Origin of the sequence: Gottfriedia acidiceleris (genome assembly GCF_050457485.1) — a bacterium.
GTDB classification, from domain to species: Bacteria; Bacillota; Bacilli; order Bacillales; family Bacillaceae_G; genus Gottfriedia; species Gottfriedia acidiceleris_D.
On the sequence record NZ_JBCMJM010000007.1, the window covers coordinates 47,350 to 64,797 of the forward strand.

At 35.9% G+C, this 17,448-nt stretch carries 10 protein-coding genes and 3 pseudogenes; 11 read left to right on the forward strand and 2 right to left on the reverse strand.

What is annotated here, in order from left to right; all coding sequences use genetic code 11:
- The first annotated feature begins 57 nt into the window (after window positions 1-57).
- From ABEY15_RS06845 to ABEY15_RS06860, 4 genes and pseudogenes are all read left to right on the forward strand, one after another.
- Complete coding sequence (locus tag ABEY15_RS06845; protein WP_429889324.1) at window positions 58-1,629, forward strand: bifunctional 3-(3-hydroxy-phenyl)propionate/3-hydroxycinnamic acid hydroxylase; 1,572 nt, start codon at window positions 58-60, stop codon at window positions 1,627-1,629.
- 34 nt (window positions 1,630-1,663) lie between these two features.
- Window positions 1,664-4,006, forward strand: a pseudogene (locus ABEY15_RS06850) (S8 family serine peptidase); the annotation flags it as partial.
- An 861-nt stretch (window positions 4,007-4,867) separates the two neighbouring features.
- A complete protein-coding gene (locus tag ABEY15_RS06855; RefSeq protein ID WP_429889326.1) occupies window positions 4,868-5,032 on the forward strand; it encodes a macro domain-containing protein in 165 nt (54 codons plus the stop codon).
- Between the two features lie 265 nt (window positions 5,033-5,297).
- Window positions 5,298-5,576 (forward strand): hypothetical protein, encoded by a 279-nt coding sequence (locus ABEY15_RS06860; protein WP_429889328.1) that lies wholly within the window; start codon window positions 5,298-5,300, stop codon window positions 5,574-5,576.
- A 265-nt stretch (window positions 5,577-5,841) separates the two neighbouring features.
- Here ABEY15_RS06860 and ABEY15_RS06865 read toward each other — a convergent pair whose 3' ends face one another.
- A complete protein-coding gene (locus ABEY15_RS06865) occupies window positions 5,842-6,390 on the reverse strand; it encodes an RDD family protein (RefSeq protein ID WP_429889329.1) in 549 nt (182 codons plus the stop codon).
- A 429-nt stretch (window positions 6,391-6,819) separates the two neighbouring features.
- Window positions 6,820-6,942: pseudogene (locus tag ABEY15_RS06870) on the reverse strand (transposase); the annotation flags it as partial.
- A gap of 1,013 nt (window positions 6,943-7,955) precedes the next feature.
- Between ABEY15_RS06870 and ABEY15_RS06875 the strand changes: the two are divergent.
- The 7 genes and pseudogenes from ABEY15_RS06875 to ABEY15_RS06905 all read left to right on the forward strand — a co-directional run.
- Window positions 7,956-8,051 (forward strand): annotated as a pseudogene (locus ABEY15_RS06875) (riboflavin kinase); the annotation flags it as partial.
- Window positions 8,052-8,225: 174 nt separating this feature from the next.
- The gene (locus ABEY15_RS06880; RefSeq protein WP_429889331.1) at window positions 8,226-9,437 is read left to right on the forward strand and encodes a CaiB/BaiF CoA transferase family protein; all 1,212 of its coding nucleotides are present in this window, start codon (window positions 8,226-8,228) and stop codon (window positions 9,435-9,437) included.
- Window positions 9,438-9,469: 32 nt separating this feature from the next.
- Window positions 9,470-10,801 carry an LLM class flavin-dependent oxidoreductase gene (locus ABEY15_RS06885; RefSeq protein ID WP_429889333.1) on the forward strand — a complete coding sequence of 444 codons (1,332 nt, stop codon included), beginning with the start codon at window positions 9,470-9,472 and terminating at the stop codon, window positions 10,799-10,801.
- A 305-nt stretch (window positions 10,802-11,106) separates the two neighbouring features.
- Window positions 11,107-12,408: an MFS transporter gene (locus ABEY15_RS06890; protein ID WP_429889335.1), complete on the forward strand. Its 1,302-nt coding sequence runs from the start codon at window positions 11,107-11,109 to the stop codon at window positions 12,406-12,408.
- 1,132 nt (window positions 12,409-13,540) lie between these two features.
- Complete coding sequence (locus ABEY15_RS06895) at window positions 13,541-14,260, forward strand: GntR family transcriptional regulator (RefSeq protein ID WP_429889337.1); 720 nt, start codon at window positions 13,541-13,543, stop codon at window positions 14,258-14,260.
- A 495-nt stretch (window positions 14,261-14,755) separates the two neighbouring features.
- Window positions 14,756-15,574, forward strand: a complete 819-nt coding sequence (locus ABEY15_RS06900) for an enoyl-CoA hydratase/isomerase family protein (RefSeq protein WP_429889339.1) — start codon at window positions 14,756-14,758, stop codon at window positions 15,572-15,574.
- 211 nt (window positions 15,575-15,785) lie between these two features.
- A complete protein-coding gene (locus tag ABEY15_RS06905) occupies window positions 15,786-17,303 on the forward strand; it encodes an aldehyde dehydrogenase family protein (RefSeq protein ID WP_429889341.1) in 1,518 nt (505 codons plus the stop codon).
- The last annotated feature ends 145 nt before the right edge of the window (window positions 17,304-17,448 follow it).

Below are 17,448 nucleotides of genomic sequence, written 5' to 3' on the forward strand. Positions count from 1 at the left end.
ATATATAAGGCTCTAATGGAGCCTTCCATATAAAAAATTTGATTAGAGGTGGATTTTATGAAGCCGGATTTTGATGTTACGATCGTCGGTTATGGTCCAGTCGGAAATATGCTGGCCATTTTACTTGGAAAAAAGGGTTACAATGTCGGAGTTTTTGAACGCTGGCCAAGCCAATACCCGCTTCCAAGGGCGATTGTCTATGATGATGAAATTGCAAGAATGATCAGATTGATATGTGGTAAGGAAGAATCAGAAAAGATTTCGGAAAATTTAACAGGTGCCTATGAATGGCGGAATGCTTTCGGAGATACTCTTCTAAGTATTAAACATCCTGATATTGGTCCCTCTGGTCTGCCCATTCATAACTTTTTTAATCAACCGGATTTAGAACTCGTTCTAAATGAGGTATGTCAAAAAATACCTTCAGTCAATCTTTTTAGAGGATATGAAGCAGTTGATGTTATTGAAAAAGATGATTCTGTTGAACTTGTGGTGGTAAATGAAAAAGGTGAACAACAAAGCTTTTCCTCCTCTTATCACGTTGGGTGTGATGGGGCAAATAGTATGGTTCGAAAGAAAATGAAGGTTGGGTATAAAGATTTAGGATTTGCCTTTACATGGCTTGTCGTAGACATTATTCCACATGATCAGAAAAAGATTGAACCAAGTTTCTGGCAACTTTGTGACCCTAAACGGCCCACTACCATTGTTCCAGGCGGGCCAGGAAGAAGAAGATGGGAATTTATGATGATGCCAGGTGAGAAAATAGAAGAGATTAATAATGAGGAAACCGCATGGAAACTTTTGAAGCCATGGGGATATACAAAGGAAAACTGTCAGCTTGTACGTCATGCAGTGTATACCTTCCGGGGAGCGTGGGCAGAAAACTGGCGAAAAGGCAGGGTCATGATTGCTGGTGACGCCGCCCATTTGACCCCACCATTTATAGGTCAAGGGATGTGTTCAGGGTTAAGAGATGCCTGGAACTTAGCTTGGAAATTGGACTTAGTACTTCGAAAAATAAGTCATGACAGAATACTAGATTCTTATACTGTAGAACGAAATCCTAACGTCCAGGGATATATCCATATGGCAATGGACCTAGGAAAGATGATTTGTGTAACAGACCCAGAGGAGGCAGCCATCAGAGATAAAAACTTTTTATCAGGCATTGTTGAACCATTTCCGCCATCCCCTCATTTAACATCTGGAATTCTATATAACTATTCTGAGCAGCCGGACTGTTTAACCGGGAGACTATCCGTACAGGGAATAGTGAAGCATGATGGGAAAGTTGGTTTATTAGATGATTTAGTCGGGAGCGGATGGGCAATAATCAGTGCTAATGGTAATCCAGTATCCGTCTTCAATAAGGAACAAATTCAATTTCTTGACGATATAGGAACCCATTTTATCGAAGTCACAACCGACATTTCAAATAAGAGCGGTTACTACGATATGGAAGGAACTTATCAGATGTATTTTAAACATAATCAAATGGAAGCAATTATCATTCGTCCAGACTTTTATGTGTACGGGGTAGCTGCAAGTAAGTCGGAATTAACAAGTATGGTAGATGAGCTGAAAAAACAAATGCATGATCAATCAGTTGTAAACCTTATAAGTTAGTCCCTGTTCTATTTGAAAAGCAGAGCGCTTATCCGGCACGTCTATGGCGACTCCGAACGTTGCCGGCGTGGCGGCGCTGTTATTACAAGCTAATCCAAAGGCCTCACCAGCCGAAGTAAAGGAAAAATTGATGAATACGGCCGATCCGTTAGACGGGCACTATAGCGTATTTGAAGTTGGGGCAGGACAAGTTGATCCGTACCAAGCGGTTCATTCTCAATCACGAATCGAAGTACTCGATAAAACGGAAGGGATATATAATAAACAAGGAAATATAAAAAACATAAAGGAGGAAACGGGAGCGATCAGCTTCGGTACAATTGCGCCAGATGGAAAAAATGTACAGGATAAACGTTCTCTAGTTATCTATAACACCAGTAAACAAGCAAAAACATTCGATGTAAAGGTACAGTTCCAGAGCGGCCTAAGAGGTTCAAAGGATGCAGCGGCAAATGGAGTTCAAATCTTAACTGACAAGACAATTACAGTAAAGGAAAATTCGAAACAAAATACAAATGTTGTCATTGACGTACCGAAGGAAGCAGGTTTAGGCACGTATGAAGGGTATATTACCTACACAAACACAGATAATCCGAAAGAAACATACCAAGTTCCGTTTGCAATTCATACAGTGGAAGAAGGAATTGATCATATTTCGGTATCTCCACCTGCCTTTACGACAGCGGTTGAAGCTGGTTATAGCGGAATAAGATGGTCAGTCGGTCTCATCTTCCAATTAAAATCCCATATGCAGACATTGGATCTATTCCTTGTGGATCCGAAAACGAACCAGGAAATAGGATTTCTTGGCACATTGGACGGTACTGGTGCAGATGAGAATATCGAATATTATCTAAGAGGTGCCATGAACGAGGGGTTATATTATCCATTAACGGGAAATCCGGATCACCCAATTGCGTATGATCATGAACAAACTGAACCAGGATTGTACAAAATCAGGCTGGTAGGGACAAATGATCAAGGGAAAACCTTTAACTCAGATGCACCGGTTTATTATAGCGTTACACAGCCAAAACTCAATCTTAACGTAGACTCTGGTGTATATGAATATAACCCGGATCAACCAACGATAACATTAACAGGTTCTGTTTACGATCCAGATATAGAAAAAATGAAAGCTGGCGGTATGAATGTGTCTCAAGCCAATAATAAATTTGTCTATATGTTGCCTGGTAGAGGCGGGAAAGTATCCGTTCCATTAGATGAAAACGGTAACTTTACGACACAATTCAAAGTGAATACAGCTTTGCAACCGCTCCAAGTTTACATGTATGCAGAAAACATGGCAACAGTACAAAACTATTCTAGCTATAAATTTGTAAATTTCGTGAAGCAGGGCACGCCGTATGGAACAGCTATTGCCGATAAACAGACAGTAAATGCTGGTGATACAGTGACGGTTACCCTTTCGATGAACAATATGACAAACATGAAGCAAGCAGAGTATTCCTTTTTAGATCAAACTATATCCAAAGGCGCCGAACTGGTAAGTATCAAACCGCACCCTACATTGGAGGGTAAATTAGATATTCAGACAGTGAGTAAGGATCTAGACGGAACTGGACAGTTTATGGAAAGGAAGATTACTGCGACATTAACTGACGAGGCAGCACAAATAGGAGTATCCGGTAAAGTTCCAATGGTAGATATCACATACAAAGTGAAAGATGATGCTCCTAAAGATTTACTATCTTTAGAAGAATTAAATGTATCGTACACAAATACAGATGATACGACGAACTCCACATTTGGTATCGGTGTACCTTATCTTGTGAAACGAAATTACTCATTCATGAAATCGTGGGTCTATGCGGAAGCATTTACGCTTCTTCCTTATCTTGATGAGCCATCAACCATAAATTATGTAAAGGCCGGCGCAAAGGTCAAAGTGACAGATGAAACAGGGAAAGAATATCCAAACACGCTTGGTAGTAATTGGTGGATGTTTCCTTTTTCGTTATCATCTAATCTGCCGCTAACGGATAAACCATTTACACTAGAAGTAGATATGCCGGGGCATTTCACAGTAAAGAAAACCTTTACAATTGGGTTGAAAGAAGATGGTGAAGTTAAGCCTTACTCAAAAGCTCTATATTATGACTATGCGCCTGCAGGAGATGTGAACAAGGATAATGTAATTGATATTCAAGATGCGCTTTTCATTCAGGCCAATTGGAAAACAAACAATCGTGATGCCGACATCAACTTTGATAGTGTCGTAGATGAGAAAGATATGCAGTATGTGGTGAATAATTACTTAATGCAAAACCCATGGTTGCTAGACAAAGCTCCAAAACCAAAAAAGAATTTCAAGGGGAAAACATTGAGTGATGTGCTACACGAGATAGGAATGTAACCAGGTGATTAAGGGATTGTCTTATGGTTAAAACTAGCCACAAATTAAACAATAAGAAGAGCGAAAGCGCTCTCCGATTTCTTATAGGATTCTCATTCCAAACAGATTAAGAAAATTAAAGGATACCCAAAGGATGAATCCCTAAAGACGATACCCGAGACTTTATTCTTATTGAGTTAATCGAAAATTTTTGCGGAAAGATTTTACACATAAAAAAAGGCCCTACTAGCTTGTAATTATCCCCTTGTAGTAGACAGTTAAAAAAAGGTGCTGTACTGTCAACTATAAGGGGGATGTTTTTGGAAAATTAATTATGAATATTTGAAACTTCTTCACTTGGCAAATATTTCTTAAGATAAATGTTTGGCAAAAGATAGTAGAACCTACATTTATTGTTGTCCAATCGCCTTTTTTATAGTTGATTAATCAGATACTAATTTCATCAATGCACCCTACCTCATAATGAACCATTACTTTTCGATTGCACATAAATTGCACAGACTTTTTAGAAACAATAGAAATATAAGAATAACAATGAATAAAATTACAGCGACTGCTTGATTTACTGGACTCTATTGACTTAAAATATTCATAAATACTACTCGTACTCTGTAATTGACAGGGTAGGGGTCGCTGGTTCAAGTCCAGTTGAGATCATACCGATTAGAAAGCTCAAACCTAGGTGTATCAAGGGTTTGGGCTTTTTCTTTGTTTTCAATTACTTCCATTTTTTGTAATGAATAATATTTATTGCACAAAAATTGTACAGAAACTTCACATGCATATTAATCTGAAAATTTCTCATCAAAACGATCAGCAGTTTTTTTTGCATTTCTTCATTTGAGTGAGAGTAAATACCAAGTGTTGTTTCCACTCTTGAATGTCCCGATCTTTCGCTTACAATTATTGGGTTCTCACTCATTCTCATTAATATTACGTACAAATGGAATTGAAACCATTACCTTTCCAAACATTAGCACTGGTATTTATGGATACCCGAAAATACCAGCGGCTAAAATTACATAAAAGCGGTAAACGAATACCTTGAAAACAATGAAGTAATTAAAGAAGTAGTTTTTGTATGGAAGAAAATTACCAAATTATACTAATATAAATTAATTTCTTGTTGAACTAACTAATGAATTAGTAACATAACGTTCGACTGCTTCGGCGGTCTTTTTTGTGCTAATTAAAAGTTTAACTGAATAAGGTATTGAGAAAAGTGGATAACAATTTATTAATAAATTAAAAAGTAATAGAAGTTAAACAAAAATAATTAGGGGGAAGAAAAATGAAAAGAGTTATAATTGGAGGATTTTTCTTTCTTGGTGGGTTATTTACAACTTTAACGATTATTACGTTAGCTGCTAAGTTTATTCCTAGTATTACAGCATGGTCAGGTAAGTCACAGTTATGGTTTGCAATTTTTGGTGCTAGACAATATAACGAATATACAGGACAAACCTTATATCTAGGTTTCCCATTTATTATTGGAGTTTTATTAACAGGAGTTGGTATTACTATTTTAGCAAGAGAATACTTTTACAATTCTAGAGATAAAAATAACTGAATCAATATATATAAGTTCATCAACTAATATTTGCATTAGTTGAACAACGTGATCTGCTGATTACTCGTTTTTTTATTAAGTTAAGGGATTGAAGAAATCGACACAGTATTTCTATTTATTTATTTATTATTTATTATTTGTTTTGTCAAAAGTATAACCTGCTCGTTAATTGAAAAAGAATTGGTCTACAACTATTAAGATGTGATACTTTCATATTACAGAAAAAGAGGTCATACATGACCTCCCAGTTCTTTATAATTCAGCACTACTTTTTTACAACAAAACATCCTGCCATCATATCATGTAAAGATTGTTTTTTCTTGGTAAAACCCGCCATAATAAATCCAATTAGAATTATAACAGCAGAGATGAATTTACCGAAAAATCTCCCTGTTGCTCGTTTAAAAGAAATTCTATTACTATGGATATCTGTTACTTTAATTCCGACAAGCCTTTTTCCGAGAGTTCCTTGTAATGAAGAACTTTCCATTAATGCAAAATATAACCATACAAGGATTAAACTTATGATAGTTAGAATTAGTTCAAGAGTATCTTCGTCACTTATTCCTGTACTTATTGCAATAATAAAACCAATTATGAATCCTATTATAAATGAAGCGATATAAATAAAAATATAATCTAATAAATAAGCGGCAAAACGTAACCAAAAACCTGCATATTTACTTAAACCACTTTCAGATTCTAAATTATTTCTTAAAGAATTAGATTGAGCGTTATTTTGTATTCGAATACCACAGGATTGACAAAAATTTGCTTCATCTAAATTTATTGTTCCACACTTTTGACAAAGCATATTTGCACATTCCCCCTTTCAATTCTTATGTATATTTCATTAAACTAATAATTATTATCAACTTATTTCTATTAGGGCTAGCATTAGGAAAATATGGATATATAACGTTAAGGAAGCTCAAAAATAAAATGTTTTTCTCGTTTTTGTAATGAGAAATTAGGCTTTAGTTCTATTTTTTGAGAATTTAGGAAGCGGAAAAGAAATAATTTTTATCTGTATAAGTATCATTCTCTCTGTACTTTTATTTACAGCTATTTATGATCCTGTAAATAACAACAACAACATAAAATACAGGGAGCTTATTGAACTAAACCAGCCAATAGTTTGCCAATAGTTTTCAATAAAAAAATATGTGATTCATATTATACTATTTTGGACATGCCAAATAATCTTCCAATTAAATAGAAGTTGGAAGATTACAGTAATGAAGGTTTGTTCAATTTTTAAGGCTGTGAATTTATCAGATTCAAAGATACTCGGATCAACTCCAGTGAAAGCCACAAGTTTTTTATGATTATTAAACCGATCAATTTCACCAATTTCAGAGAAAAGATTAAAGAGATGATAATCTCACCAACATTTCATGTATTGCCAATTTTATACTATAAATTTAGTCTGGATAGTCGTAATTGGCTATCCATTTTTTTCTAAACTTTTTATAACACAGGTACATTCAAAATAGGATTGGTAAGAAAGATTATTTAATAGCTAACTAAACAAATTGAATTTCCTTATTGAACAACTTATTGTATTAGTTCAATAAGATTGTGAAAGGACTGTCAAAAATTAGACGGTCCATTTTCAAATATTAAAATCAAGATTTTACTTTAACAAAGCCTTGATAAAAGAATGACAAGTAGTGTGAAAAATTACAGCTTCGCTTTGTTGAAGAGGATATATATGATAAATTATATTTTTCCATGTACGCATCTAATTATTTTATTATCAAAGAATTTAAGTAATTGTGTAATTCTAAGATTTCTTATTCGATCTCAAATTTGTGCAATTCACCCAACCACATAATAAAGAGTTACTTTTTGATTGCACAGACTTATTGGAAGTAAAAGAATTACGATAAAAGAGTAAACAAAGGGATATTTGCACTCGTGGATGAAGAAGTAAAACGACTTATGTATACATAAGTCGTTTTTATGTTTGTGAAATTGTACATAGGGTAGCGCGGGATTATCAATAATATTCCTTTAGAGTAAGTGTTGACAAGCTTTTAAAATGATAATAAAATAAATTTAAATTATCAGATAATTATAATTATTAAGATTTTAAAGAGGAAGGGAATCAATAAGTTGAAAGGGAGTGGGAAGATGTAGAACGCTATTCTATTGTCTTTAAAAATTTTTAGCGAAATGGTTGTTCTGATGACACAGGATGCAATCTACACATTTATTGGCCGAGTGATCCTTTGGGATCAGATAGGGTGAAAAATAGGGTTCCCAACGGCTGATATTTATGTCAATCCGGGAAAGGTCTGGTTGTTGAATGAAATCTATGGTGTGCAGGTTCGTTGCGATAATAAGGTATTTTCGGGTCTCTGAAATGTTGGGGTAAGACCAACGTTCCAGCAAGAAGAATCGAGTGTTCATTACGAAGTGCATATTTTTGATTTTGATGAAATGATCTACGATAAAATCTTGCGGAATTAGGTTGTTTTTTTGTAAGTGAAGAGGTATCTTTCTCTTCGATGGACCTTTTGATCTCCCAAATCAAGAAAGATGTGGAATTTGTCAAAAGTTGCTGTTAGAAAAATACAGTGATTTCTAAAATGGATGTCACTGCTAATCAACAAGTTTATTTTAAACAATAGGGAGGACTAAACAGTGCACAATTCTGAGAAGAAACTACCTCTCTCGGGAATAAAAGTAATTGAATTAGGACAAATAGCATCAGGTCCATTTACAGGCATGTTATTTGCCGACTTGGGAGCAGATGTCGTTAAAGTTGAACGTCCTGGTGTGGGAGATGGTATGCGTTCATGGCCTCCATTGATTGGAAATGAAGAAAGTCAAGAATACAGCGGGAACTTTGCGTCACTAAATCGTAATAAACGTAGTATAACTATTGATTTAAAAGACGATGAACAGTTGGGAAGACTTAAAAAATTATGCGAGCAAGCAGATGTTTTAATTGAAAACTATAGACCTGGTGTCTTATCAAGGGTTGGTCTTGGGTATAAGGAGTTAAATCAAATTAATCCGCGACTTGTATACTGTTCTATTTCTGGGTATGGGCAAAAAGGCCCTTATGCGAAAAAAGGGGCTTTTGATGTAACTGTGCAGGCGATCAGCGGAATGATGAGTGTAACTGGTGAAGATTCGGGTCCACCGGTTAAGTGTGGTGTTCCTGTTGGTGATTTTGTTACAGGATTGTATGCCGCATATTGCATTCTTGCTGCAATAAATGAAGTTCAGCGTACTGGAAAGGGTACCCATATAGACTGCTCAATGCTTGGAAGTCTTCTTGGTATTTCTGCTTTACAAACAAGTGAATTTTACGGTACGGGTATGGTACCGAAAAGAATGGGTTCTGCACATCCAAGAAATGCTCCGTACCAAGGGTTTCACGCTAAGGATAAACCATTTGTTATTGCTGCTGGTAATGACAAACTATGGAAAGAGGTTTGTGAAATAGTGGGTATACCTGAACTCGTAAATGATAGTCGATTTAAGACTCAGATTTTAAGGGCGAAGAACCAAGTTGAAATTTCTAAGATTTTACAAGCTTTTTTTGAAACGCGTGACGCAGAGTATTGGCTTGCTGAATTTGATTCTAAAGGAGTTCCGTGTGCTCCTATCAATAATTTTGAAGAAATTCTTAACGATCCTCATGTTCAGAGTATGGGCCTTATTAAAGAATTGGAACTACCTAATGGAATAAAATCCGAATATGTTGGGTTTCCAATTTTTATGAGCGATTTCGATTTTAAGTTGTATAGAAATCCTCCTAAACTTGGTGAACATAATATGGAAGTTTTTCGTGATTGGTTAGAAAATGAAAATAAAATAAGTAATAATTGTAAAGCGTATTCTTAACGTGAGTCCATGAAAATACAGGAGGGGTTTTAATGAAGGGACAAAGAAGTCTTAAACTTGGGTCGTTCATAATGGGTAGCGGTTTTAATGTTGGTTCTTGGAGACATCCTGAAGCGGTACCGGATGCTTCTGTGAATTTAGCTTATCTTACGCAGTTAACAAAGAAATCAGAAGAAGGGAAACTTGATTTTGTTTTCTTTGCTGATAGTTTGTATATCAGTGAAAGGACAACACCGAATTATTTAGAGAGATTGGAAGCGATCACAACCGTGTCTGCACTCGCTGCGAATACCTCCAAAATTGGCTTGGTTGCTACGTTATCTACTTCGTTTTCTGAACCGTTTAATACAGCCAGACAGTTTGCATCTATTGATGTTATCAGCAATGGTAGAGCGGGATGGAATGTCGTAACCTCCGCTTTGGATGGGACTCAGTTGAATTATGGTGGAGAAAAACTAATGGAACATGATCTTCGCTATCAAGTTGCGGATGAGTATGTCGAAGTGGTGAAAGGACTTTGGGATTCATGGGAGGATGATGCATTTATTCGTGACAAGTCTTCTGGTATTTTTGCTGACTTAAAAAAAATGCACCGTCTTAATCACAAAGGTGAATTTTTTTCTGTGCAGGGACCGCTAAATATTCCCCGTTCGAAGCAAGGAAGACCGATAATTTTCCAAGCAGGAGCATCTAAAGCTGGTAAGGAATTTGCTGCGAAACATGCGGAAGTTGTGTTTTTACCACCCGTTTCCTATGAAGAAGCAAAGCAGATTTATAAAGATATTAAAGGATTAGCTATGTCTTTTGGTAGGTCAGAGAAGGATATTCTCATTTTACCTTCATTAAGACCAATAGTTGGTAGGACTGAAGAAGAAGCTGAACAGAAATATCAAGAGATTGCAAAATTGGCAGATATAGAGACTTCCTTGAATTTTATGTGTCGTTTTTTTGCTGATATCGATCTTAAGCAATTTGAGTTGGACAAACCGTTCCCAGATATTTGGGACTATGCCAAAAACGGATGGGAAGGTATCGTGACTAACTTGAAAAAGAGGGTAAGTGAGCATAACTTGACGCTTCGTCAAGCTGCTCTGGAACTTACTACACCGAGAGATGAATTCACTGGAACCCCAGATCAAGTAGCTGATCAGATGCAGAAATGGTTTGAGGGAAGAGCAGCAGATGGGTTTATGTTGCTTTTTGCGCTGAACCCCTCAGGACTGAATGACTTTGTAGATGAGGTGCTTCCGGTATTGAGAGAGCGAGGTTTGTTTAAGTCTGAATACGAATTTGATACATTACGGGGGAATTTGGGCTTGTCGAAACCAGAGAACAGGTATACCTTATCCAATCAAATGATTTAAAAAATGATGACATCGCTCGTTAGAATAATAGGAGGAACACCTTTTAGCAAGGAGTGATGTCTTTATAACTAAATGTGGTACTCGATGAGACTCCAGAAGATGTATCGGTCGGTGAAGTAAAGGAAAAAACGAAACATCTTTTATCGTACGTATATCTGAAAAAAATATAGTTTTAATAAAAGGATTATCATTTCGTATGGTTATCAAGTAATCTCGGTCTCTGTGGGGACCTACTGTTTTCTGCTTCAGTATCATCTATGATCCAGCTCGCTTAAAAAAATAAGTTGAATATGGGGGACGATTGGATGAAGGTATTAAACCAATCTATTGAAAATAGCACAGTTAAAAAAACAATGCTACGTATTTTACCATTTCTTTTCATATGCTATGTCATTGCTTATTTGGATAGGATTAATTTGGGGTTTGCCGCCTTAGAAATGAATGCTGATTTAACATTATCTGCTGAAGCATTTGGTTTATTATCAGGGATTTTTTTTATTGGATATATGATTTTTGAAATACCAAGTAATATGATTATGCACAAAGTTGGTGCAAAGATCTGGATTGCTCGAATCTTGATTACTTGGGGGATTATTTCGGTATGTACAGCATTTGTACAAACTGCAATGCATCTCTATATTGCTCGCTTTTTACTTGGGATAGCTGAAGCTGGTTTTTTCCCAGGGATTATTCTTTATTTAACATACTGGTTTAGAAGTAAGGAAAGAGCGCGTGCATCCGCTGCGTTTATGCTTGCTTGGCCGGTATGTTCAATTGTAGGGGCACCCGTATCTATTTATATAATGGATAATATTACGTGGGGTGGGTTAGCTGGATGGCGATGGATGTTTGTATTAGAGGGGCTACCGGCTATTATTTTAGGGATAGTTACATTCTTTTACTTAGAGAATCGACCTGAAAATGCAAAGTGGCTATCGGGTGAAGAGAAGAATTGGCTTGAAAATGAGTTGAGATTTGAAAAAAGCCAAAGTCATGATAGAAAAGAAACATCAAAACTAGAAATGTTTAAAGGTTTAAAAATTTGGAAGTTATCTTTTGTTTGTTTTACTATTTTTTGTTCAATGTACGCTCTGGCTTTTTTCTTACCTACGATTATCAAGTCGCTGTCTACGGAATTAAGTAATACAGATATTGGGAGGCTTTCAATTATTCCTCCGATAGTAGGGATTCCATCCATGATATTTTGGGCATGGAGTTCTGATAAACGTAATGAGCGTATAAAACATTTAGTGGCTTGCTGTTTAATAACTGCATCAGCATTTACCATAGGTGGATTTATGGACAGTGCTTGGTTGTTGATGGTCTCTATTTCGATTGTTGCAATTGGGTTGATGGGCTTGTTAGTTCTCTTTGTTTCATATGTTTCAATGTCTTTTACCGAATCAACTGCACCAATAGGGATTGCAACAGTTAATACGTTAGGGAGTTTAGGAGGATTTGTAGGTCCGTTTTTATTTGGGATGCTGAGTTTTTCAAAGGGAATGTTTTTGATTGGTGCATTAATTTTCCTTTCGAGCGTGATATTATTAACTTTCAGACAAAGTAAAGGTGTTAAGATAAAAGTAGATCCGGATCAAAGTCTTTAGGATGTAATCTTGTTGATAGGTTAAAAAGACTGAAAAATCAGAAAAAGTTACTTTTCGCACTAAACCCCTAGGGCTGAATGACTTTGTAGATGAGTTGCGCTTTTGATATTGAGAAAACGGTGGGTGCTTAAGTCGGAGCTTTGGGTTTAACCGTTCAATAAAATGACATACGGGGAGTCGAGATCATATAAGGATGTGGCTAATGAAAAAACAATTTGAGATGATGGTACTGATTGAGTAAGAAAATACTATTGGAGGTAGGTTTGTTTCGTGGGGATAAACTCAAATAGAATCCACTTACCTGATCTTAAATTTTTTCAATTTTGTGAAGAAAGATTTGGGTTGAACCGTGGGGTATATAACACCATTGACTCCTGGTTTTATCATAAAGGTGTCATTGATATTGCAAATCGAAGAAAAAGAATATTACACTTTTTGGAGAATATTAGTCACTCTACCCGAAACAGTGAGATTAAATTCGGTCATGGGGGGCTTTCCTTCCGCTTGTCTACTTATTGGGATAAATGCAATTCTATTAACTCAGTAAAAATATATAGTTAAAGTTTGTACTCATAGTTTTACTCTTAATTTGATGATCTATCTAGGTATATGGTTCGCTGTCGATAAACATCTTTCTGCTTTGAATGCGGTTGAAAACTGAAGCTGATTATTTCTACGTTAAGTGAGAAGTAATCAGCTTTTTAGATTGCTAATAATAGAGAAGATGGCGGGGGTTAGAGTGCTTTGCCAAACTGCTTTAAAGCAGTACTTCAGTAGAAAAAAGAAAAGGGACAATAGTTATTTTGCATCCTTATAATCGGATAAAAATCAGAGTAAAACTCGATTTTTAACCTTTCTCATTGATATAATGAAACAATTATGTATACATTTCTGTTTACTCAAAATACTCATTCTTGACACTGTATCATCCTGTCAATATAATAATTATATTGAAAAATAATGTTGGTTTATTGATTTTCTAGTTGTGAAAAAAGGATATATGTATACATATATCTTTATTTATGGTTAAAGAATATATCATTTGTTATTTTAAAGACTATTAGGTTCTGAAATAAGAGTTTAAGTTCACTTCTATTAGGTTTAAATGTTTTTATAATGAAAGGTGGTTTCTATGTTTAATAAAACACCGCACATTAGTCTCGTCGATGAATTAACGTCTCAATTGAGGGAAGCAATCGTTTCTGGAGTTTATCCAGCTGGGACGATTTTTAATCAACCATTACTTGCTGAAGAATTTAAAGTGAGTCGTACACCGATCCGAGAGGCTCTGAAGAAATTAGAGCATGAAGGTTTCGTCGTTACAGGTAAAAGACGACAAATCATGGTGCGTGGGCTTGATTTTCGACATTTGAGTCAATTGTATCGTGTGAGGGAAGTTATTGATGGACTCGGTGCTAGAATTCTGGCAGAGCAATCAAAAACGATTAAAGTTCAAAAGGTGATCGAACAACTTAAAAAAATATTAGAGGAAATGGAAAGCGTTATTTATTCTTGGGATCCAGCTCAATGGTCACAGTGTAATGTCGATTTTCACACCTCAATCGTCGAAGCTACCGAAAACGCACCTCTCATCAGTCAAAAACCTCTTTTACGAATGTCGGGAGAAATGTTTTATCCTGCTATTTTAGTTCATCCCCAAAGAGGGAAGGCTGCGCTTGATGAGCATTATATGATCCTTCGTGCCATCCAGCAAGGAGAAGTGGATCTAGCTGAGAATTTTGCAAGGATCCACATAAGGCAAGCCCAAAATATTGTTAATTCTATCATTGATAAAAACAAACATGATCCCCAATATGGTCAAAAAGTAATTTTAGAGGAGATTTTGGAATAATTCTCTTGAAAATAATTTTTGGTATTACTACAGCAGTTATGGATACATTTCTGCTGTACGCGGTGTTGAAAAAAGAATATGTCAATTAAATGCCACGAATCTTTTCGTGGCATTTTTTCTTTTTATTTTAGATGGTCAAAATTAACCATTTGTTCATAGTGTTTACGATTTTTTGAAGACTAAATTCTCTTGGTAGTAGTACATAAAAGATCTATTTGTGATTATTTTACTGCAAAGGGGATTTTATCTAAAAAATATGTTTGGATTCTTTAAGTAAGTTGTATATTTCAAAACTCTGTAAAGTAGATATGTATACATATCTACTTTTGTAATATTATAGTGCCGAAGACAACCGATTTTCAAGCCCCTATAAGTCCAGTGTTTATCTAAATAAATAGTATTGACATAAAATCATTAGAGGATTAAAATAAACTTAATTTACAGATAATTATACATAAGTGATGATTTGAAAGATTGGCAGTGGAGGTGAAAAGGGTGAGTGTTGAAGATCTTTTAGTTTGTACAAGTTTTTTAGATGGAAGAATTGTACTTCTTTCATTAAATCGGCCTAAACAATTAAATGCATTGAATAGAGAGATGATTCAGAGTCTATCAAACGAACTCAACAGGTTGAGTGAAGATTCCGCAGTAGAAATCTTAGTGATTGGAAGTCAATTGAACAAAGCTTTTTGTTCAGGTGTGGATGTCCATTATTTGCAATCCCTTTCAAATGAAGATGCTGCTGAATTTTTTGCTGACTTAGCTGGATTGTTAGAGATAGTGATACGCTTTAAATGTCCAACAATAGCAGCTGTCACTGGATACGTCTATGGGGCTGGAGCAGACCTTGCATTGGCCTGTGATTTCAGGATTGCAGGAGAATCGGCTAAATTTCGTTTTCCTGGATCACAGTTTGGAGTGGTGTTAGGGACGCGGAGATTGATCCATGAGGTGGGTCCTGCAAGAAGTAGACTGTTGACATTGACGGGACGTACGCTGGATTCGATGGGGGCATTGGATTTTGAGATTGCCCATCAAGTAGTTGAGGATAGTGAATGTTTTTCCACTGCATTATCATTGGCGGAACAAATCATTCAGATTCCAGCTAATGGTTTACATACCATAAAAAATCTGTGCAGAAATTTTGGCGATAGTTCAGAATATAATAGCACCATTTCTGTTAGACTTGCCAAGGAATCCATTCTTGCTGGGGATTTTAAGAAATCCCTTCAGTCATATTTAGATAGAGGTATCAATAAACAAACAACGAATGTAAACTCCTCAAGAATCCGGTATACCAGGAATAACTATTAATGATTCAAACAATACATGTGGATTACCACGATTCAAACAGTCAATGGGAAACCATTGGTCTTATGTAAAATTCATTGAGCAAGTAATAACCTTATAATAAAGAATTTTAATCTTTATTAGATTATTTTGATCTATGGTCAATATCGTTACTTCTAGGTTTAAATGGGGTTTTTGACTTGAAAAATACAAAATTAATTTTAGGAGGTATTTTATGCAAACGACTGTAAAAGTATTGGAATTTCCACTTTATATTGATGGTAGATGGACACCTGCAAAAAGTGGTGAAACATTTAGTGTGAAAAATCCTGCATCTGGAGAAGTGATTGCTCTGGTCGCTAAAGCAGGAAAGGAAGATACTGAAGCTGCTATTGTTTCTGCTCGCAAAGCTTTTGATTCAGGAGTATGGTCAAAAAAATCACCACAAGAAAGAGCTCAAATCTTAATTAATTTTGGAAATAAAATTGTAGAAAATTCTCAAGAACTTGCATTCTTAGAAGCAATTAGCTCAGGTGCAACTGTAAGACGAATTTCAAATCTTGATATTTTATATTTAGCAGATCTACTTCATCAAACAGCGAAATTTACTGTTGAATACCCATTTGTTGAGTCTCTGCCAGTACTGCCATTTCCTGGACCAAGCAATAATCAGGTTTGGCGAGAAGGAGTTGGCGTCGTAGCTGCAATTACACCTTGGAATCTTCCAATGCTTTTAGCAATGTGGAAAATTGCACCTGCACTAGCAATGGGAAATTCTATTGTTGTTAAACCAGCTACAAATACACCTCTTTCTACGTTGAAATTAGCAGAATTAGCTACTGAGGCTGGAGTTCCAGCGGGCGTGTTCAATGTTGTATCAGGACCAGGAGCTACTGTAGGAGAAGTACTTGCTACTCATCCACAAGTTGATAAAATTGCTTTTACGGGATCAACAGAAGTTGGAAAACGCATTATGAAATTAGCATCTGGAACTGTAAAACGCGTTACACTTGAATTAGGTGGAAAATCACCTTCTATCGTTTTACCAGATGCTGATTTAGATATTACGGTTCCAGGTAGTTTGTTTGGCTTCTGTCTTCATTCGGGACAACTTTGCGAATCTGGCACGCGCCTTTTAGTACATGATTCTATATATGATGAAGTTGTTGATCGTTTAGCGAAGTTGGCATCTTCAATTACGATTGGAAACCAGCTTGATATGGCGAACGGAATGGGGCCAATGGCTTCTCAGCAGCAACTTGACACGGTGTTATCATATGTTGAGACTGGAATTCAAGAAGGTGCTCGCTTAGTATGTGGTGGAAAACGTTTAACAGGTGAAAGCTATGATAATGGATATTTCATTGAACCTACTATCTTTGCGGATGTAGACAATAAAATGAAAATTGCTCAAGAAGAGATTTTCGGACCAGTTCTTTGTGTGATTCGTTACTCTACGATTGAAGAAGCAATCGAAATTGCGAATGACTCAATTTATGGATTAGCAGCTGGTATTTGGTCAAAAGATGTTAACAAAGCTCTAAAAATTTCACGTGAATTAAGAGCTGGAACAGTTTGGATAAATGACTGGCACATGTTAAGAAGTGATGCACCGTTTGGCGGTTATAAACAAAGTGGATTCGGTCGTGAACTTGGCCGCTATGCTTTAGATGAGTACACGCAAGTAAAGCATGTACATTGCTCTCTTACTCCTGAACTAAGCCAAAAACCTTGGTACGGAATGTTATTATAAAAACTGCTTGAGACATGCAATTAGCTGTTAAGAAGAGATAAAAGGTAATTTCAATTTGGAAACAAACTAATAGAATCGTGGATTATTGGATTAAAGGGATAAGCAAGCTTATCCCTTTTTTACTTTGTGTACAACTGTAATTTAA